The organism is Leptothoe sp. PORK10 BA2 (assembly GCF_034932105.1).
In the GTDB taxonomy this organism is placed as follows: domain Bacteria; phylum Cyanobacteriota; class Cyanobacteriia; order Phormidesmidales; family Phormidesmidaceae; genus Leptothoe.
In genome coordinates this window covers 30,820-51,460 of sequence record NZ_JAYGIG010000022.1, presented here as the reverse complement: position 1 = coordinate 51,460, position 20,641 = coordinate 30,820, and the positions used below count along the sequence as shown (strand labels likewise).

Annotated in this window: 10 protein-coding genes; 9 read left to right on the top strand and 1 reads right to left on the bottom strand. The window is 45.4% G+C overall.

Annotation, left to right across the window (positions count from 1 at the left end; all coding sequences use genetic code 11):
- The first annotated feature begins 609 nt into the window (after nt 1-609).
- From VB741_RS08260 to VB741_RS08240, 5 genes are all read left to right on the top strand, one after another.
- Nucleotides 610-2,478 (top strand): ferredoxin--nitrite reductase, encoded by a 1,869-nt coding sequence (locus VB741_RS08260; protein ID WP_323364687.1) that lies wholly within the window; start codon nt 610-612, stop codon nt 2,476-2,478.
- A 43-nt stretch (nt 2,479-2,521) separates the two neighbouring features.
- A complete protein-coding gene (locus VB741_RS08255; protein ID WP_323364686.1) occupies nt 2,522-2,686 on the top strand; it encodes a hypothetical protein in 165 nt (54 codons plus the stop codon).
- A gap of 77 nt (nt 2,687-2,763) precedes the next feature.
- On the top strand, nt 2,764-2,961 hold the full coding sequence (locus tag VB741_RS08250) for a hypothetical protein (RefSeq protein WP_323364685.1): 198 nt from the start codon (nt 2,764-2,766) through the stop codon (nt 2,959-2,961).
- A gap of 751 nt (nt 2,962-3,712) precedes the next feature.
- Complete coding sequence (locus VB741_RS08245; protein WP_442786322.1) at nt 3,713-5,278, top strand: MFS transporter; 1,566 nt, start codon at nt 3,713-3,715, stop codon at nt 5,276-5,278.
- 304 nt (nt 5,279-5,582) lie between these two features.
- On the top strand, nt 5,583-7,820 hold the full coding sequence (locus VB741_RS08240; RefSeq protein WP_323364683.1) for a molybdopterin oxidoreductase family protein: 2,238 nt from the start codon (nt 5,583-5,585) through the stop codon (nt 7,818-7,820).
- Nucleotides 7,821-8,060: 240 nt separating this feature from the next.
- Here VB741_RS08240 and VB741_RS08235 read toward each other — a convergent pair whose 3' ends face one another.
- Nucleotides 8,061-8,351 carry a Uma2 family endonuclease gene (locus VB741_RS08235; RefSeq protein WP_323364682.1) on the bottom strand — a complete coding sequence of 97 codons (291 nt, stop codon included), beginning with the start codon at nt 8,349-8,351 and terminating at the stop codon, nt 8,061-8,063.
- A 1,592-nt stretch (nt 8,352-9,943) separates the two neighbouring features.
- On the opposite strand from VB741_RS08235, the gene VB741_RS08230 reads away from it, so the two are divergent.
- From VB741_RS08230 to VB741_RS08215, 4 genes are all read left to right on the top strand, one after another.
- Nucleotides 9,944-14,263 carry an amino acid adenylation domain-containing protein gene (locus tag VB741_RS08230; protein ID WP_323364681.1) on the top strand — a complete coding sequence of 1,440 codons (4,320 nt, stop codon included), beginning with the start codon at nt 9,944-9,946 and terminating at the stop codon, nt 14,261-14,263.
- A 167-nt stretch (nt 14,264-14,430) separates the two neighbouring features.
- Entirely contained in the window at nt 14,431-15,207 is a 777-nt protein-coding gene (gntF, locus tag VB741_RS08225) for a guanitoxin biosynthesis pre-guanitoxin forming N-methyltransferase GntF (protein WP_323364680.1), read from the top strand.
- 1,173 nt (nt 15,208-16,380) lie between these two features.
- Nucleotides 16,381-19,104, top strand: coding sequence for an ATP-binding protein (locus VB741_RS08220; RefSeq protein ID WP_323364679.1), 2,724 nt, complete (start codon nt 16,381-16,383; stop codon nt 19,102-19,104).
- Between the two features lie 165 nt (nt 19,105-19,269).
- Nucleotides 19,270-20,559, top strand: coding sequence for a hybrid sensor histidine kinase/response regulator (locus tag VB741_RS08215; protein ID WP_323364678.1), 1,290 nt, complete (start codon nt 19,270-19,272; stop codon nt 20,557-20,559).
- Nucleotides 20,560-20,641 lie beyond the last annotated feature (82 nt).

Here is a 20,641-nt window from a genome sequence, read left to right as displayed (position 1 = left end):
GCTGATGCCGATATTTTCCATAGAGATGCACCCGACCCACACGCTAGGTTTCAACTATTTCTTAAAACCCATTTACTGGGCACGCGCGTCTGTATCAAATATTACATTTTGAATTTATAATTGCTGCATCACTGGCGGTAGCCCCATAAATGCCCACAAATATGCATACCCCTAGCGTCCAAATCTACATCCATCGTTTTCTCCATACCCCACCCCCAAAAACCACCTTGGTAGCCCAGTCCTGGCTTTAAGCCGCCAAAGAGCTGTAAATACAGCCAATTTAGTACCCAAACAGCAATTGACTAACGACATTTTTGCATAGCTGTAATGCAGAAATGGCAACACTCCCCCAGGAAAGTAATCAGATATACAAACGAACAGATGTTTTCTGAATACTCTTGATTTAACTCGATAGCAAGCGAGCTAAATGAACTCCTGAAGCGGTTCCTTATAAGTGTGTCTAGCGGGGCAGAGCCATAGGTTCTTGTGAATCTTGGATTTTTGCTCCCGTTTTTTTTGCTTAAGCTTTAGACCCATGAATTGCCCAAGGAGTCACCAGTGGTAACTAAGCCAAGGGTGTTTTCTGTTAACCAGGTTGGGAGTGCTGCTGTGGTCATTGCATCCACTACTGAGAAAAAAGTAAAGCTCAACAAGTTTGAAAAATACAAGGCAGAAAAAGACGGTCTAGCGGTCAAGGACGAACTGGAAAAGTTTGCCCAAATGGGTTGGGAAGCGGTAGATGAAACTGACTTAACCCAGCGGCTCAAGTGGCTAGGCATTTTTTTCCGGCCCGTGACCCCCGGCAAATTTATGCTGCGCCTGCGGATGCCCCACGGCCTCATCTCCTCTGAGCAAATACGGGTACTAGCTGAAATTGTTCAGCGCTACGGAGACGATGGGAGTGCTGACATCACGACTCGCCAAAATCTGCAGCTGCGCGGCGTTCACTTAGAGGATATTCCCGACATTTTTGCGCGTATGCACGCCGTTGGTCTGACCTCTATGCAGTCAGGCATGGACAATGTACGCAACATCACCGGGTCTCCTGTCGCTGGCATTGATGCCAACGAGTTAATTGATACACGGGAGTTGGTGCAAGCGGTTCAGGACATGATTACCAACAGTGGCGAAGGTAATTATGATTTTACAAACTTACCTCGGAAATTTAATATCGCCCTTGAAGGCAGCACCGACAATTCGGTCCATGCCGAGATCAATGACATTGCCTTTGTGCCAGCCTACAAAGACGGAGAACTGGGCTTTAATGTCTTGGTGGGGGGATTCTTTTCCTCTACTCGCTGTGCTGCCGCTATCCCCCTTGATGTCTGGGTTCCCCCCGAAAAAGACGATGTGGTTGGGCTGTGCCGCGCGATCTTAACGGTCTACCGAGACAATGGCCCCCGTAGCAATCGTCAAAAAACCCGCCTAATGTGGCTGATCGATGAATGGGGGTTAGAAACATTTCGAGCAGAAGTTGAGAAAAGTATGGGTAAGCCCCTAGCCCAGGCCGCTGCTGAGGACGCCCTGAATGCCAATAAGCGAGATCATGTTGGCGTTTTTCAGCAAAAGCAGGCAGGTCTGAACTATATTGGTCTGCATATTCCTGTGGGGCGATTGCAAGCGGAGCACATGTATGAGCTAGCCCGCGTTGCCGAAGTTTACGGCAACAGCGAGCTCCGCCTCACGGTTGAGCAAAATGTGATTGTTCCCAATGTGCCTGACAATCGATTGGCCGTCTTTTTGGCAGAGCCGATTGTACAAACATTTCCCATCCAACCCTCTACCCTGGTGCGCTCCCTGGTGTCTTGCACAGGGGCGCAGTTTTGTAACTTTGCCTTGGTAGAAACAAAAATGCAGTCCCTAGCCTTATCTCGACGCCTAGATTCGGAGCTAGACATACCAGAATCTGTGCGCATGCACTGGACCGGCTGTCCTAATTCCTGTGGTCAGCCCCAGGTTGCTCAAATCGGTATGATGGGCACGAAAGCCCGCAAGGACGGGAAAATGGTACCTGCCGTAGACATCTATATGGGCGGCACCGTGGGTAAAGATGCCCACCTGGGTGAATGCGTCATGCCGAAAGTGCCCTGCGACGAGCTTCCAACTGTGGTGCGTCAGCTCCTAATGGAAAAATTTGGAGCGACCCTCAAACCAGGTGTCGTCATTGAAGAGATCACTGCGCCAGCGGCGAGTCAGGCCGAGATACCCACAGCCAAAAAGCCCGCCGTTGTCGTATTTTCCAAATCGGCCAAGGAAATTGGCTGCGATGATAGTCAATCTCTTTTGGCCATTGCCGAGGATGCGGGCATAGCCATTGCAAACAGCTGCCAGTCTGGCTCCTGTGGAACTTGCAAGCTACCGTTGCTAGCAGGCAACGTGCGCTATGAAGGTGACCCAGTCGCCTTGGATACGGGGGAAGCGGGCGCGGTGCTGACTTGTATCGCCCATCCAGAAGGGCGAGTCGTTATCGATATTTAAAGAGTCTTTCGCTAGATAAATACCCTACGGATGTTGTAACTGCATGGATAGCTTGAAGTCTTTGATTTTACCTGCTTTTTTAGGTTTAGCGGCAGGTATCGCCCACGGTGTAATTTCCCATCAGGCTGGGTTGCCCATGTCCTTAACCGAACAGTTAGTGAGCCCTTTTAGCGCATCCCAAACCGTGAGTCGTTCTTTTCAAGACTAAATTTCGTAAACAGTAGTGCTTGCTACAGAATAACTGTGGGATGCTTGGAACTGACGTTTTAGTCCAGGGTGGATTTCATGACTTCCCAAACCCGTACGATATCTAGTCAGGTTTCTAACTTAGATAGAACTTTGGCGGCTACGCTGGCTGCGTTTTCAATGTTTGTGGTTGGTTATACGGCGGTGCGGGTCTATCTGGCTCAACCCGCTGCAAATACGCCTGTGCCTACGGTTATTCCCCATCAGGCGGAACTGTGGTCTGAGTTAGGCAGATAGCTCCGTATGAGTGGGTGACCTACCCTAGCGCCAAGCAGCTAACGGTTTGATAAAAAGTTCCAAGACCTGGCTTGTCTGTTCAAGACGTCAGGTCTTTTTAATGGCTAATTTTCTTTTTTGGACAGATCTAGAGTCCTATGCCGATGGCTTGAGTTTCTAGGGACCCGATTCTCCCCGGCAACGACGTATCAAAAGAGCCTGGTACGCCCCTGCCTTCACCTCATTTTCACCGGCTTTTTATGCAAAAAACAAACGAGATTATGCAAAAAAAGAATCCTGCTGGACTAACGGTAGCGTTGAGCACATTTTTTCCCATTGCTCACCGATACTGTAGCCCTATGGTGAAATCACCTAAATTCATTTGCTTAATTCATAACAACTAAACAACTTTGGCAGATACTTTTTGTTAAGGGTTTTGTTTGTTGCCTTGGTTAAGCATCAGAAATTGGTTGTTGTTCATCGCTGATCTGTTGCGTCGTTTTGTCTGTTGTCCCACTAGGATTTATGGCATTATTGGCGTTGCTCCCTCGGAGCAACGCCAATAAACCCCGCTCGCAAGGTAACCTTCCCAGAGACTCAGATCGGGGTTGGTCGCGAACGAGTCTAATAGGGTTTCAGCCTCTGTCTTTCACAGAGTTTAAACCTAAAATGGCTGAAACGACCAATCTTCGTTAAATGCTTGGGACGGTTACCTCGCAAGCAGATTTTAGAAGGAATGTAAAATGTTTGTCTGTCCAGGAGAATAGCACTGATGCTTGGCGAGATGTGGTCCTTTAGGGGACGCTATAAAATCCTCCATATGACATGGTTTGCGTTTTTTCTGTCGTTTGTGGTTTGGTTTAACCTTGCCCCTTTTTCGACAGCTATTGCGGCAGACTTTGGTCTAGAGGTCGGTCAGATTCGTACCATTGCCATCTGTAATGTGGCCCTCACGGTCCCAGCGCGTATCATTATTGGCATGTTGTTGGATAAATACGGTCCCCGGTTAACCTATTCGCTGCTGCTCATGTACGCAGCGGTTCCATGTATTATTTTTGCCTCTGCCCAAACCTTTAACCAGCTGGTGGTTGGCCGTCTGCTCATGGGTATTGTGGGCGCTGGTTTCGTCATTGGCATCCGGATGACTGCAGAGTGGTTCCCGCCAAAGGAAATTGGTCTGGCTGAAGGTATCTACGGCGGTTGGGGAAATTTTGGTTCTGCCTTCTCTGCCTTTACCCTAGTAGCTGTGGCAGGTGCCCTCAACTTCATCCCTGGAGCCTTCCAGGTACCCGATGGTCCATTGTTGAACTGGCGGTTTGTGATTGCTGCCACCGGTATTATTGCAGCCCTCTACGGCTGTCTGTACTACTTCAATGTTCAAGATACGCCCCCTGGCAAAGTTTACCAGCGGCCCTCTAGTACTCGCGGCATAGAAGTAACAACCGTGAAGGACTTCTGGGGTCTGATGCTGATGAATTTACCCCTGACGGGTATTCTCATTGTCTTGGCCTGGCGGCTCAAAAAGGTTGGCTTTTTAAATCCGGGAACGTTTGGTCTGGTGGTCGCCTGCTTTATTGCCCTGTATCTTTTCCAAGCCTATAACTGCTGGGCTGTAAACAAAGATCTGTTGTCGGGTGCCAAGCGGTATCCAGCGGAAGATCGTTACAAGTTTAAGCAGGTAGCCATTCTAGAGCTAACTTACATTGTTAACTTTGGTTCTGAGCTGGCTGTTGTATCCATGCTGCCAACATTCTTTGAAACGACCTTTGGTCTGCCTAAAGCGATGGCTGGGATGCTGGCGGCAAGCTATGCCTTTATGAACTTGGTTGCTCGGCCCGGCGGCGGTTTGATTTCTGACAAACTGGGCAGTCGTAAGATAACCATGGGTGTTCTGACCCTCTGCATGGGTCTTGGCTATCTGGTGATGAGCAGTATTCCTGCCATCAGCGCCCGAGTTGGTCAAGGCAGCACCCCTATGGTTATCCTAGCCGTGATTTTAACTATGGCCTGTTCCTTCTTTGTCCAAGCTGGGGAAGGTTCTACCTTTGCGATTGTGCCTTTGATTAAGCGGCGGGTAACCGGCCAGGTGGCGGGCAACGTCGGCGCTTACGGCAATGTCGGCGCGGTAGCTTACCTGACTCTTTATAGTTTGGTGCCTGAAGGGGATGTGGGTAACGTCATTTTCTTCCAGACCCTGGGTATAGCCTCTATCATTGTGGCCTTCCTCTGCTTCTTTATTCTCGAAGAACCCCAGGGTTCCTTTGCTGAAGCCCACGAAGGTGAAGATTTAGTAGTACCCGGTGGCTCTTCGGTACCCGATGGCTCTTACATTGGTTAATAAAGCCAATTTGCTTGGTTAGATCCATGGGGCCTTTTTATCGGTTATTGGCATGCCATCTAAAATCAATCTTTTATGGCTTGGTTGATCTGTGCGCATTTCACTGATTGGTGACGACAGCGATGTCAACTCAACAGATGGGGGAGCGCTAATCGCTCCCCTTTTCTGTCTAAAGAGAACAATAAAGAACAATTTATAACCGTTACTATGGGTACCGGGCTAAACCATGTCCAAGTTGAAATTAGAACTATGCTGATATTTTGAAACCCTGTAAAGACAGACTTTTTGTGGATGGAGGATGATCATGGCCGGTGCAACAAAAACTCTTTGTCCCTACTGCGGTGTTGGCTGTGGCCTTGAGGTGCTGCCACCTGCCCAACCGGGTCGCCCGGTCAACCGTGACGAGCAGGGTAATCCGGTGTGGCAGGCGCGGGGCGATCGCAACCATCCATCTAGTCAAGGCCAGGTGTGTATCAAGGGCGCTACCATCGGCGACTCCCTCGATCAGGGGCGACTGCTGCACCCCATGATGCGGGAGTCTCTCGATCAGCCCCTGCGGCAGGTATCGTGGGACGAAGCCCTCGACCGCATCGTCAGTGAGATCCGTAAAACGCTGGCAGAAAAAGGCCCCGATGCCATCGCTATGTATGGGTCGGGTCAGTTTCAAACGGAAGACTATTACACCGCCCAAAAGTTGTTGAAGGGATGTTTGGGCACTAATAATTTTGATGCCAATTCACGGCTGTGTATGTCGTCAGCGGTGGCGGGATATAGTCAAAGTTTTGGCTCAGACGGCCCGCCTTGCTGCTACGACGATTTGGAAAAAACCGACTGTGCCTTTTTGATTGGGACAAACACCGCAGACTGTCACCCGATTGTGTTTAATCGTCTCAAGAAATATCACAAAAAAAACCGCAAGGTAAAAATGATTGTGGTCGATCCGCGCCATACGGATACTGCCAAGGCAGCGGATTTGCATTTGGCGATTAAGCCGGGTACCGATATTGCTTTACTCAACGGTATTGCCCACCTGCTACTGAAAAATGGCTGGATTGATCCTAGGTTTATTGATGCCTGTACCGAGGGTTTTAGTGACTATGCCCAGGTGATCAAGAGTTACCCACCGGAGCGGGTGACTGAGATTTGTGGCATTACCCTTGGCGAGCTCACAACTGCAGCGGAATGGTGGGGTAAATCGAAGCGAGTGCTATCCCTCTGGTCCATGGGGGTGAACCAGTCAACTGAGGGCACGGCTAAATGTCGGACCATTATTAATTTGCATTTGATGACGGGCAATGTGGGTAAGCCCGGGGCGGGGCCTTTTTCCCTGACGGGCCAGCCCAATGCCATGGGGGGCAGAGAAGCGGGGGGCCTGGCCCATATTTTGCCTGGATACCGTCTGGTGAAAAATCCGGAACACCGGCAGGAGGTGGAAACGGTATGGAAAGTCCCGGCGGGGAGTATTTCTCCGGTGCCAGGTTTGGCGGCTTGGGATATGATGCTGGCCCTGGAACAGGGGGACCTGGATGTTTTTTGGGTAGCGGCCACCAACCCAGCTGTAAGTATGCCGGATATTAAACGCACCCAGGCGGCCCTGGAGCGGTCTCCTTTTACCATTTGTCAGGACGCTTACTATCCGACGGAAACGGCGGCCTTCGCCCATGTGGTGCTGCCCGCCACCCAGTGGGGAGAAAAGGCGGGGGTGATGACAAATTCTGAGCGGGTGGTCACCTATTGTCCAGCGTTTCGTACTCCCGTGGGTGAGGCGCGGGCTGACTGGGAGATTTTTGCGGAGGTGGGTCGGCGGCTGGGGTTTGAAAAACAGTTTGCCCAGCGTACTGCGGCTGAGGTATATGGCGAGTTTGTCTCGCTGACGGCAGGACGGTTGTGTGATTCTACGGGCCTTAGCCATGAACGGCTAGCCGTCAGTCCAATCCAGTGGCCCTGTCCGGCGGACGAGTCCGATGAGGTGGCCTACGGCAAACATGATAAGCGGCTGTATACGGACTATCGGTTTGCTACGCCCAATGGTAAGGCTAGGTTCTGTGCGTTTCATGTCAAGGGTCTGGCGGAACCGCCCAATGAGGCTTATCCCTTTGTGCTGACTAATGGTCGCCTGTATGGCCACTGGCATACTCAGAGTCGGACGGGCCGCATTGAGCGCATTGCCAAGCGCTATCCGGAACCGTTGCTGGAGGTGAATCCTCGGGATGCTCAGCGGTTGGCGGTGCAGTCTGGGGAGTGGGTGGAGGTGCGATCGCAACGCGGTTTTGTTCAGCTCAAGGTGCTAGTCACCCAAAATATCACTCGAGGCACAGTGTTTATGCCCATGCACTGGGGCTTTCTATGGGGGGACAACATGGAGGTCAATGCCCTCACCCATCCAGCAGTGTGTCCCATTTCCCTAGAGCCGGAACTGAAGGCCTGCGCCGTACAGGTCACACCGATTCCGGCCCCCCAGATCGCAGCGGATGCAACGGTAAAATCGCGTTTTGCCGCAGCACAAAAAATGGCGATGAAATCACTGGAAATAATGGTTTAGGAACGAGGAGAGAGAATACGAAAAACAGGATAATCCTGGTCTTCTGTCCCCTGGCATTTGTACTATCCCTGCTCAGTGCTCCTCTAAAGAAGTGGATGTTCTACATCACAAGCAAACCCTGGTAACAGGGGTGAACTTAAGGTATCACCTGGAAAAAAGCATATCCTCAAGTTGTCAAAACCCAGGCTGACAGCGACACACTTCAATTTGTTTTAAGCGCCAATCCAAAATCCAATAGTCTTACAAACCTCGACTGGTATAGAGTTTCAGCTTTGTTTCATGATCTCGTCGTTCATTGTCTACACCAGGAGAAAGTACTTCAACAATCAGTTCTGGAGCAACGCTTAAATGACCTGCCTCGTCTAAAGATCTAGCTAGACGAGCTTTACTGCTCCAAACCACATCAGGAATCATATTATCCGCATTACTAAAGATGACACCTGAAGTTTGGACGGCTTCCCCTAATCCAGTTTCGACTGACCAATTCCTTACTTCAGCGGAGGTGTTACCGCCAGCTTTTTGACGTCCCAATGGAGTGGTCTAGTTACAAGCAACTCTCCATTAATGGTTGCGTAGCGATTGCTGCTTTCGAGTATAAGCTACAGATCGGGGGTAGTCTACCATGCTCGCGGATCAGTAGTTTGGGTCATGATCTCTCACCTCCGGTGAGGAATTACCTTATTCTATCGAGGCTCAGGGCAAATGGTCAGGGCTGATAAAGCAGTGAAGTAAAGCTACCGATGCTTCATCTAACTATTGAATATCATCAAAAATAACTATAAGTGGCGGCTTTTGACTGGTAATCAGGGACTCAACCCGACTCATCGGTATTTTATTTGGCAGGTGTGTTTACGGTCATTGACAGATTGCCCAATGCGTTCATTTACCCTGATGTAGAGTTTGTTCTTAACGACCAACAAGATTTACTGCCATCAAATCCAGCATTACAGATTATGCAGGTGTCACTAGCGCTCAAAATATCTCCACAGTTTGGCAGCTGCTCAACACAAGAAGAATCCGTTAAAACTAAGCCCAAAATGTAAACAGAGAAAATACGGAGACGACATATAAAACTAAGCCCAAAATGTAAACAGAGAAAATACGGAGATGACATAAAGAAAAAAGATATCATCTCAATTCCCTTAATTCTCACAATTGAAATCCCCTTACCAAAAGGTTTTTGGCCATTTTATATTAAGGGCAAGTAAACGAACTTGCTATCTCCATAGGTCTAAGTGACAATTAGTCTTAGGTTTGTCGTCAAAGTCGTATCTACATACAGAAAAATACACATGGCTGAGGAGTCACATCAGTATGACAAGATAATTTGTAGTTAAAAATCTCCGTATTCACACCTAAGAACCCACACCATAGACCTTTAATCTCAAGAGTATTTCTATAATTTGGGGGCATAATAATGAAAATAATCAAATTATTGTATCTTTTAATACTCCGATAAGTGTGAAATACGGTTTTTATTAAGGGAGAATAAAGCGTAAAACATTATGTAGAGATAACAAATATATCTCTACATAATATTTTCCTTAGTCGTCCAGTTTTAATTTCTCCTTAATCGTCCAGTTCTCAAATGGCTGATGATTGGTAACTCTTAATCCAGTAAAACCATCAATATTGATGGTTTGTGCTTGTAAACGCCGGATGTGAAGTAACACGGTTCTAATTGACGATTCTATGGATTTAAAAGTGTTTATAAGGGTTGGAGGGCTTTATAGAATCCCACAATCTTTTGAAATCAGCATTCTAACCTATCTAGTTAAACTATTCACTTTTTTTTTAGGTTCGCGGTTTTCCAATTGCTCTTAAAGCACTTCGGGGATAATTTTGCTTTCAAAACAGACAAGATAATCTGTCACTGGTAGTAACACGACTAACGATGAATATTGAAATGCATGCTACACCTTCCTATCCTCTGTTATATGAGAATTTCACTCTTTAGTAGCCTTTCCAGGTCTGATTTTATGTACCTAATGATGTGATGCAGTAACCCTATTAATCCGGCAGTATATGCCTAAGGTTATATGTTTGAAGACCTTTTTCTCCTGTGCTCAGTATAGGATTTGCATTTGTCAGTCTCACAATCAATATTTGAAGGAAATCAACTCATGGTTTTCACAGATCTTAGTAAGCAGCTAATTCCTCTTGAGAGTCAAAGATCCGTCTGCAACTTGTTTGAAGCTCAGGTTAGGAAACAACCTGCAGCTGTAGCAGTTGAATTTATGGAACAGTGTTGGACTTATGAAGCTTTAAACTCTCGGGCAAATCAACTCGCCCGTTATCTTTGTGCTCAAGGTGTTGGACCAGACATTTTAGTTGGACTATATCTTGATCGCTCGTTTGAGATGATTGTGGGTTTGTTAGCCATCCTTAAGGCGGGTGGAGCTTACGTTCCTTTAGATCCTAGCTATCCATCAGAACGGCTTGACTGGATTTTAAAGGACTCTCAAGTTTCGTTTTTACTCACGAAACAATCTTTACTCTTTACCCTCCCAACCCATACAGCAAATACCATTTGCTTAGAAGCTGATTGGCCTACCATCGCTCAACAGCCTACCCATGACCTTACATCGTTGCCAACGGTAGATACGTTGGCTTATGTTATTTATACTTCTGGCTCAACAGGTAAACCCAAAGGCGTCATGGTTGGGCAAATGGCCTTGGCAAATTTCGTACATTCGGCAAACCAAGCCTATGGTATTGTCGCAGACGATCGCGTATTGCAATTTGCATCAATTAGCTTTGATGCCGCTATTGAGGAGATCTTTCTAACGCTTACACAAGGAGCAACGCTGGTTCTCCGTACTCAAGATATGCTGAAGTCAATTCCGGACTTCCTTCAGGCATGTGAGGTATTGCGGATAACCGTTTTAGATCTACCGACAGCCTTTTGGCACCAGTTGTGTGCCTCATTAGAAACCATGCATTTGGCTTCAACTGTTAGACTTACCATTATCGGTGGGGAAAGAGCATTACCCCAATGGGTGAATACCTGGAAACAGTTTGTTAGTCCTCACGTGCAGTTAGTGAACACCTATGGCCCCACAGAGGCTACCGTCGTTACCACTTATTGCCATCTAACAGGTTCCCATGCAGTCAAGCTCAATAACGGAGACAATATTCCCATTGGGCAACCCTTAACTAATATCCAGACTCATATACTGGATGAAAATATGCAAGCAGTCCCTAAGAGTGTGACGGGGGAGCTATATATCAGCGGCAAAAGTTTGGCAGCAGGCTATCTAAACCGTCATGATTTAACCGCCGAGAGTTTTATAATTACGACTCTAGAAGAAGGCAAACAAAGTGTTCGGCTCTATAAAACTGGTGATTTAGCTCGCTACCGTGAGGACGGGCAGTTAGAATTTCTAGGACGTGCCGATAATCAGATTAAAATTCGAGGATTTCGCGTCGAGTTGCAAGAAATTGAAACCCTCTTGGAACAACATCCTGATGTACAAGAAGCTGTGGTTATTGCACATCAGGATAATCTGGGGGGTAATCGGTTAACTGCCTATGTGGTGACATATTTACAGAATTGTGCGCAAAACACGCCCTATTGCGATCTCAGTCAGCTAGAACAAGAACAAATCCAACAATGGCGAGCGATTCATAATGATGATCACTTAAATACAGTCAATACAGAATGGGATGACACATTCAACATCAGTGGTTGGATCAGCAGCTATACTAATGAACCAGTTCCTGAGATTGAAATGAAGGAATGGGTCAATAACACCGTTGATCGAATTCTACAACTCAGACCGAAACGTGTTCTAGAACTTGGATGTGGCACGGGGTTATTGTTATTTCAGGTAGCACCACACTGTGAGAGTTACATTGGTACAGATATTTCAGAAATCTCTTTAGACTATATCAACAAACAATTAGAAAGGACTCAACATTCTTTATCAAAAGTCACTCTGAAGCTTTGTGCTGCCGATAACTTTGAAGATATCGAACCTGCCTCCTATGATACGGTAATTCTAAACTCGGTTTTACAATACTTCCCGAATATTGATTATTTAGTTCATGTCTTGGAACAAGCGGTAAGCTTAATCCAGCCCGGTGGTTCTCTCTTTATAGGAGACGTCCGAAATCATTTACTACAAGAGGCATTTGCAACATCTGTAGAACTGTTCAAGGCCTCCGATGAGCTTCCTGCCATAGAGCTCTGGCAACGAATTCAAAAGAGATTACATCAGGAAGAAGAGTTAACTATCGAGCCATCTTTTTTCTTGGCTTTGCAAGAGCACCTACCCCAAATTAGCCGGGTTCAGATTTTGTTAAAGCAAAGTCGATTTCATAACGAGCTTACCCAGTTTCGGTACGATGTTGTCTTGCATGTAGGTTCGACTCCCCAATCAATAGTTGAAACTACCTGGTTGAATTGGAACCAGCAATGCTTTGATCTTTCTAAACTGCGTCAAAGCTTAAAAAGATCTCCCATCAAGGCATTGGGCTTTCGTGACATCCCCAATGCAAGGGTTTTAGAGTCTATCACAGTTGCTGATCTGCTTAAACAATCACAAATATCAGGCAATGTTGCAGACCTCAGAGGACACCTAATGCAAACCAAGGATATCGGTGGAGTAGATCCCGAAAACCTCAGACATCTTGCTACCGAGCTATCTTACGACGTCACCATCAGCTGGCCCGGCACGGAAAATAGTGGTTCTTTCAATGCCCTATTCAAACCTCGAGCTGATACTGATACTCATAAATTAGGAAGTACTGAACCGCTACCACCAGCTATACGGCGGCCACCACTTCAGCCTTGGCGTACCTATGCTAATAACCCACTCCAAGCAAAAATAGCCCAAACACTTGCGACTCAACTAAGGTCATATACCGAGCAAACATTGCCTAAGTATATGGTTCCCTCAGCGTTTGTGGTGTTAGAAAACTTTCCTCTCAATGCCAATGGTAAGATTGATAAAAAAGCACTTCCTGCGCCTGATTCCTCTCGACCAGAACTATCTACATCCTTTCTAGCACCTCGAACTGCTCAAGAAAAAAAATTAGCAGAAGTTTGGTCAGTTGTGCTAGAGATCTCACCAATTGGGATTAATGATAGCTTTTTTGAGTTGGGAGGTGACTCCTTACGGTTGATGCAGCTTATAGCCCAAGTCGAGAAATGCTTTAAAGCAAAAGTCTCCTATGCCGATTTCTTTGAGCGCCCAACTATCGAAGATTTAGGCAAACAACTATACCATAAACAAAATTCTGCCAGAGCCACAGAGCATATGGCTTTGCCGCAGTTAGATGCCGAAGCAACCCTAAATCTCAACCCATCTTCTCCATTATTCCGTTGGTCAGACCCTGAGCCCAACTGGACAGCCCCGCAGGCAATTTTATTAACAGGTGCAACAGGATTTATTGGCACCTCTTTGTTATACGACCTGCTACGACAAACAGAGGCTACTGTATACTGTTTGATCCGAGCACAAACGCCTACAGAAGCGTATCAGAAGTTGCGTCAATCCTTGAAAAAGTATCTACCTGGAATTGACGTTCCCTACACCAGAATTAAACCAATCATCGGTAATTTAGCCGCTCCCTTATTAGGATTAGAAATAGGGAAGTTTAAACACCTAGCTAAAACTGTAGATGTTATTTACCACAGTGCTGCTAGTGTCAATTTGTTTTATCCCTATGGGGTATTAAAGGCAGCAAATGTAATTGGCACCCAGTCTGTTTTAAAGCTTGCCAGTTATGGCAAGCTCAAACCTGTTCACTATATTTCAACCTTAGACGTGTTTGAGTCATTGGCAACAACCGGTCCATCGGTTATTTATGAGAATGACACCATCGCCCAAGGAGCTGGAATTTCGGGCGGCTATGCTCAAAGTAAATGGGTGGCGGAGCAACTTCTTACAAAAGCAATAGCAGCAGGTATCCCGGCTTGTATCTATCGACCAGGCATGGTAACTGGCCATACCCAAACTGGAATCTGTAATCCAACCGATTTAATGTGTCGCTTTTTGAGAAGTGTTATTCAGTTAGAAAGTGCACCTAAGCTAGATTGGATGATCGATATGACACCGGTTGATTATGTGAGTCGGGCGATAGTACACTTATCGCTTCAAGCAGAGTCACTGAACCAAGCTTTTCACTTGGTTAATCCTAACCCCTATCCGTTACAAAAACTTGTCTATACACTCGAGCACGCTGGCTATTCCATCGAACAAATATCCTATAAACAATGGGAAAATAAATTAAACAATCACCACAATGCCCTGAGTCCACTGGCTAAAATTGCAACAGAAGTTCTTCCAGGCCATTCCTTAACCCGGTTAGAAGTTTGGCTGGCTGGCATCCAAATGTTTGACTGTCAAAATACCCAACGGGGCCTGGATCAAACAGATATCAACTGCCAAACAGTTGATAGTCATCTTCTACTAAAATACCTGGATAAACTTAGTTAATGGTTTATTTATACACTGATTACAATTGGCTACTGGTAATAATTAACCTGAAAGATGGTAAATAGAGAGATATTAATTTATGTAGTCTCAACAAGCCTCTAGATTTACTTAACCTTAGTTGTTTATCATTCATACTAGCCACTGTCTTGAAAAATTAGGAGAACACCATGCAAGCCGTCGAAATTAATTATTCAGAATATTCTGATTGGGACCCTAAAAAATATTTGCAAGAATATTATTCAGATATTATGCCTGATGAACAATATTGTTTGGAGTTTCTTACTGAGTCCTTGAAGCGAATGGCTCCTGTGCCATTTGCTTTAGATTTTGGCAGTGGCCCTATTATTTCTCACATTATACCTTTGGTAACCAAAGCCCAAGTAGTTCACGTATCCGAATACATTGAGTCAAACCTACTTGAACTAAAAAAATGGTTGTCTGCCGATAAAGAAGCTTACGATTGGCGTCTATTTACACAAAAAGTCCTGCAACTTGAAGGGAACCATGAGTCAACAGCTTTTGATGTCCAACAGAGAGAATCTGAAGTTCGCAAAAAAGTCACCCATGTCATACCGGGCGATGTGAGAGAGACTCATCCACTAGGAGAATCTAAACACTGCTTTTATCCGCTGGTGACTGCTCATTACTGTGCAGAAGGTATCAGTCTCAATAAAGATGAGTGGCGCACCTACATGCGCAACATTATGAGTATGGTGCAACCCGGTGGCACACTCATAACCTCGGCTTGTGGTTCTGGCAACTATTACCGAGTTGGTGAGAGTTGTTTTCCATCTACGGAGTTAAATCCTCAAGATGTGCTTAGTTGCTTTTTAGAAAATGGGTTCGTCAACCTTGATATACGTGTCAGAGATTTACCCGAATATTCAGAGCAAGGATTTTTCTACACAATCTTTGCGTGTGGAGTTAAAGCTTCTGATACTTAAAGTGTATCTTTGATTTAATCGGCATAAACTTCTAGCTCTTCTGTGGAACTCGTCAAGTTTGACAGTTCTATAAGAAATTGCAGCCTCTAAAAGGCTCACGGGATATAAGCCCTGAGATTCAGCAAGATTGGGATGTTTGCCTCTCATTTACACTGCCGCTTTGAGTGGCTCCTACACATAAAGCTTCCAGCAAAGCTGGAGCTCAAACTCCGCCAGTAAATTAGCACATCCAATAGTGGGTTGGACCACCGATGTACGGAGTGATTGAGCCTAGTCAAGGCACCGGTACTGTTGGCAGAGTTGAGTGACGGGCCGTTGAGAGTTTTGCAGTTGGGTCGAGAATACGGGCTACAATCATCGCGATAACAAACTGTCGGTTATCGCTGCGACGTCGGCCAATGGCTTCATCGAGTTGGATACGAGTCAGTGTACCCCAATACCGCTAACACATGGCCATGAGGACGAGAACAGACAATCTCAAAACTCGTCGCCAAAGACTCAACCCTCTGCCCTCCTTTGAGACTTTCTTCCAGCTGTTTGACTGCCTCAGGTGACTACTTCGACAAGTTAGCAAACGCACGCTTGCTAACTTTGCCGTTTTGCGGCGGGACTCGTGCAGCAGTAAGGTGGGTGCTGAGTTTCAATTGGGTACAAGTTCAATATACATGGTTACAACTTTAGCCTGCATAGCCCAGTCGTCAAGGCTTTTATATCAAATTATATTGGTACAACCTGACTTAGTAAATCGACCTCTAGCCCTATCGCTAACGCTTAGACCCCAGCAATTCTCATTATGAGAATGATTCTCACTCAAATGTCTGATTTCAGTGGCTTCAAATGGCTAGACCCTGCATTCTGTCGTCCAAACGATCAGGAGTAAAAGTCTTTGAAAGCCCTGATTTCAGTACAAATGTTTCAAAATGAGAATTGCTGCTTAGACCCTCATTTAGTTTACGTAACTTCTGATTAGAGTTACCCTAAAACGTTTAGGTTAGCCACTTGTGTAACAAGGAATTAATGGTATGGATGACTATTTGTCCATATCATTAATTTTTTTTATTGGGCATTATAGCGGTTATAACTGGATCGATCCTTTGTCAATACCCTTGAGCAGTTGAGCAAAGAATAGTGTCATCGATATTCCTGTAGTGTTGCTTCAGAAACGTTATAGCCATGGATAGAAAACTTCGCCAAACATCTCAAGGGACACCTTTAAGCCTTGTTCTCGTTGTTCCTTTTGTATTGCAAATTTTCTCAGCTGTAGGATTAGTTGGGTACCTGTCCTTTAGGAATGGCCAGAGAGCAGTCAATACCCTGGTTGTAAGGCTCAGTAGCGAAATTAGTAGTCGGGTTGATCAACATTTAGATAGTTACCTGTCACTACCCCATGATCTAGGTAAAATAATCTCCGATAATCTGCAAACGGGAGTCCTTGACCCCAAAGATTTTGAGTTGGCGGGCCGTACCTTATGGCAAAAGGCACAAATTTATCCAGATATCAATTTTATCGGATATTACCTGGAGTCAGGAGAAGGAGTTGGTGCTGGGCGATGGATAGAGGGTCAAGGGGTCACTATTGTGGAACACTCATTAGTAGATGGGAAAGACTATGCTTATGGCACGGATACTCAAGGAAATCGTACTGTTATATTAGATGCAACCGAATATTACGCGCCAGAAGACCAATGGTATATTGATGCTGTCAATGCTGGGAAACCTACCTGGAGCAGTATTTACACGGCTGAAGGATTCGAAGATTACGTAGCTGCCTCTGCGAGCTATCCTCTCTACGATGATCAAGGAAAATTCTTTGGTGCTTTAAGTATTGATCTGCTCCTCAGTGATATTAGTAATTTTCTGAAAAAACTGGATATTAGCTCTAATGGAAAAGCCTTTTTGCTAGAACGAGATGGTTTATTGATAGGCAATTCCAGCGAAGCCAAGACCTATAATGTAGTCAATGGAGAAACCCAACGCCTTAGCGCTCTGGAAAGTTCTGACCCGATCATTCGAGCCACAGCTCAATATTTAAAATCAGAATTCAAAGGTTTTGAAAATATTCAAAACAGCCAGCAGTTAAAGTTTCAAATAGATGGAGATCGACAATTCGTTCAGGTAGTTCCCTGGCAAGATGACTACGGCCTGGATTGGTTAATGGTGATTGCCATTCCAGAATCTGACTTTATGGACGTGATTAATGCTAATACTCGTAACACAGTCATGTTATGCATCGCATCCCTTGTAATTGCGACGTTATTAGGAATTTTCACATCGCGTTGGATTACAACGCCTATTCAGCGATTAAGTCTAGCTAGTCAGGCTATTGCTATGGGAGACCTAGATCAAACCCTTCAGCTCAAAGGTATCCGAGAACTACGTGAGTTATCGTCTGCATTTAATCGCATGGCAGAACAGATCAAAGACTCCTTTGAAATGTTAGAAACCAGGGTTGCTGAGCGTACTGCTCAGCTAGCCGAAGCTAAAGATGCTGCCGATTCAGCAAACCTTGCCAAGAGCGAGTTTCTGGCGAATATGAGCCATGAACTCAGGACGCCACTCAATGGCATTTTAGGATATGCCCAAATTCTACAAACTCAAAGAAATCGTTCTGACAAAGATCTTAAAAGTATTCAAACTATTGCCCAATGCGGTAATCATCTTTTAACCCTGATCAACGACGTTTTAGATATCTCTAAAATTGAGGCTCAAAAGCTAGATTTAAATCCTCAGCCCTTTCATTTTCCTTCTTTTTTACAAGGTGTGACTGAAATTTGTCGCATTCGAGCTGAGCAGAAAAACTTACCGGTCATTTTTGAACCCCTCGATAATTTACCTTCAGGCATCGTTGCTGACGAAAAACGCCTGCGTCAGGTTTTGTTAAATCTGATTAGTAATGCAGTTAAATTTACTGATAAAGGGAATGTCACGTTCAGGGTGAAGAGTCAACCCGATCCCAATGATCTAGCTCTCACACAACTCCATTTCATCGTTGAAGATACAGGTGTTGGCATTGACGCTGATAACCTTGAGAAAATCTTCATGCCTTTTGAACAGGCGGACAATACTAAACATGTAATCGAAGGAACAGGGTTGGGTCTGGCCATCAGTCAGCAAATTATAGAACTTATGGGTAGTCGTATCCAGGTTATAAGTACGCCGGGTGTAGGGAGCATTTTTGAATTTGAAATTGCTTGTCCCTTGGCAGACGACTGGATACAGGCCGACCTCCGGCAGCAAGGGTTAGGTCAGCTGATCGGATATAAAGGTAAACGTAGGAAAATCTTAGTTGTCGATGATCGCTGGGAAAATCGCTCCGTAGTTGTTAACCTATTAGAACCGCTTGGATTTGAGCTGCTTGAAGCCCAGGACGGTCAGGATGGGCTGACCAAAGCTCAATCATTCTTGCCAGATTTAATTATCACAGACTTGCTAATGCCTCATGTGGACGGCTATGGGTTGCTCAAACAGCTCCGTGAACTGACAGATTTCCAATCGATTCCAATCATCGCGTCTTCAGCTCATATGTTTGGCCTTGATCGACAAGACAGTATCGGAGCTGAATTCAATAGCTTTTTGCCGAAACCTGTACAAGCACAAGAATTAATAGAGCAGCTGCAGCAGGGATTGAAACTCGACTGGCAGTATGAGCCAGAGTCTGAAATTGTATCGGTATGCACTGATATTGGATCTGAGATGATTATTCCATCAGCGGAAAAACTTATGCCGCTCTATGAAGCAGCCGAAAAGGGCTACATCTCAGATATTAGGATCGAAGTTGAGCGGCTAAAACAGACCACTTCAGATTATGCACTATTTGCTGACAAGCTGCTGGAACTGGTTGATGAGTTTGATGATGAGGCCATTGTACAATTGGTGAAACCATATATTCACCAATGACTCCGGTAATTGCTTGAAGGGATACATCAACGTTTGGGAATTCTAAGTTCACTAAGCTGAGTAAATACAAAGCTTTCTTTGAAAGACTTCAAAGTAATCCTAATGCCATCAAATCCTTACTCTGGACTCTGCCAAACTATGTTTAGCTCCCAACAAAGTGAGATTTTGATTGTTGATGATATTCCCACCAACATTAAGCTTCTCCATGATTTTCTGCAGCAATCTGACTATAAGGTTTCAATTGCCAAAAGTGCAGAGAGTGCCTTTAAAAAACTAGAGAAAATCGTACCGGATCTGATCCTGCTGGATATTATGATGCCAGGGATGAATGGTTTTGAAGTCTGTGAAAAATTGAAACAGAACCCTAAAACTCAAGATATTCCTATTATCTTTATGACGGCCTTAACCGATGAGGTCGATAAAGTTAAAGGACTTAGCATGGGTGCTGTTGACTACATTACTAAACCTATTCATGTGGATGAGGTGCTGGCCCGCGTAAAAGTCCATTTGACACTCCGACACACGCAAATGCGGCTGCTCGATGAAATTAAAGAGAGAAAACAAACGGAGATAGAACTGCATCGGACACTTGATGAACTCAAAATAACCCAAATGCAGCTGGTGCAAAATGAAAAAATGTCGAGCCTGGGGCAACTTGTTGCTGGCATTGCCCATGAGATCAATAATCCAGTTAATTTTATCTATGGTAATCTCCCTCATGTCGATAACTACGTCAAGGATATATTAGAAATTATTGCCCTTTATCGACAGAACTTTCCCCATCCTCCAGAAAGCATTTTAGACAAGATAGAGAAGAGTGATCTTGACTATCTGGAGAAAGATCTGGTTAAGATTCTGAAATCGATGTTCGTTGGGACCGAACGCATCCGCGAAATTGTCCTCTCCCTACGCAACTTTTCGCGACTCCATGAGGCAGAGTCCAAAATAGCTGATATTCATGAGGGTCTTGACAGCACCCTCACCATTTTGCAAGGGAGCTTAAAAAGGAGGGAGGGCTATCCTGACATCCGGGTTATTAAAGACTATGGCTCAATCCCCCAAGTTGCTTGCTACCCAGGGAAGCTCAATCAAGTATTTATGAATGTGCTCAGCAATGCAATTGAAGCTTTGAATGAGCGTGATGCAACTCGAACAGTGGCTAATGTTAAAGCGGCTCCCAGCAAAATTACGATTTCAACAGCAGTCCAAAATAACTGGTTGACAGTTCGGATTAGGGATAATGGTTTGGGTATTCGTGAAGATTTGCGATCGCAAATCTTTAATCCCTTTTTCACCACCAAGGAAGTCGGTCAGGGGACAGGCATGGGCCTCTCAATTAGCTACAAAATCATCACCGAGGTCCACAAGGGGAAAATTTGGTGTGAACCCAATCCAGAACAGCAAGGCACTCAGTTTTTCATTGAAATCCCCATATCTCCAGCTAGTCCCTTTTAAACGCCGCGACGCCCACACTGATAGCCTTGCCAAACGGCTTAACAAACAGCGAGTAGGGGCGATCTTGTACATTACACTTTGC

Coding starts and splice junctions, on each gene's coding strand:
- gntF (WP_323364680.1), top strand. CDS start 14,431: ATGCAAGCCGTCGAAATTAATTATTCAGAATATTCTGATTGGGACCCT.
- VB741_RS08240 (WP_323364683.1), top strand. CDS start 5,583: ATGGCCGGTGCAACAAAAACTCTTTGTCCCTACTGCGGTGTTGGCTGT.
- VB741_RS08230 (WP_323364681.1), top strand. CDS start 9,944: ATGGTTTTCACAGATCTTAGTAAGCAGCTAATTCCTCTTGAGAGTCAA.
- VB741_RS08250 (WP_323364685.1), top strand. CDS start 2,764: ATGACTTCCCAAACCCGTACGATATCTAGTCAGGTTTCTAACTTAGAT.
- VB741_RS08255 (WP_323364686.1), top strand. CDS start 2,522: ATGGATAGCTTGAAGTCTTTGATTTTACCTGCTTTTTTAGGTTTAGCG.
- VB741_RS08245 (WP_442786322.1), top strand. CDS start 3,713: ATGCTTGGCGAGATGTGGTCCTTTAGGGGACGCTATAAAATCCTCCAT.
- VB741_RS08220 (WP_323364679.1), top strand. CDS start 16,381: ATGGATAGAAAACTTCGCCAAACATCTCAAGGGACACCTTTAAGCCTT.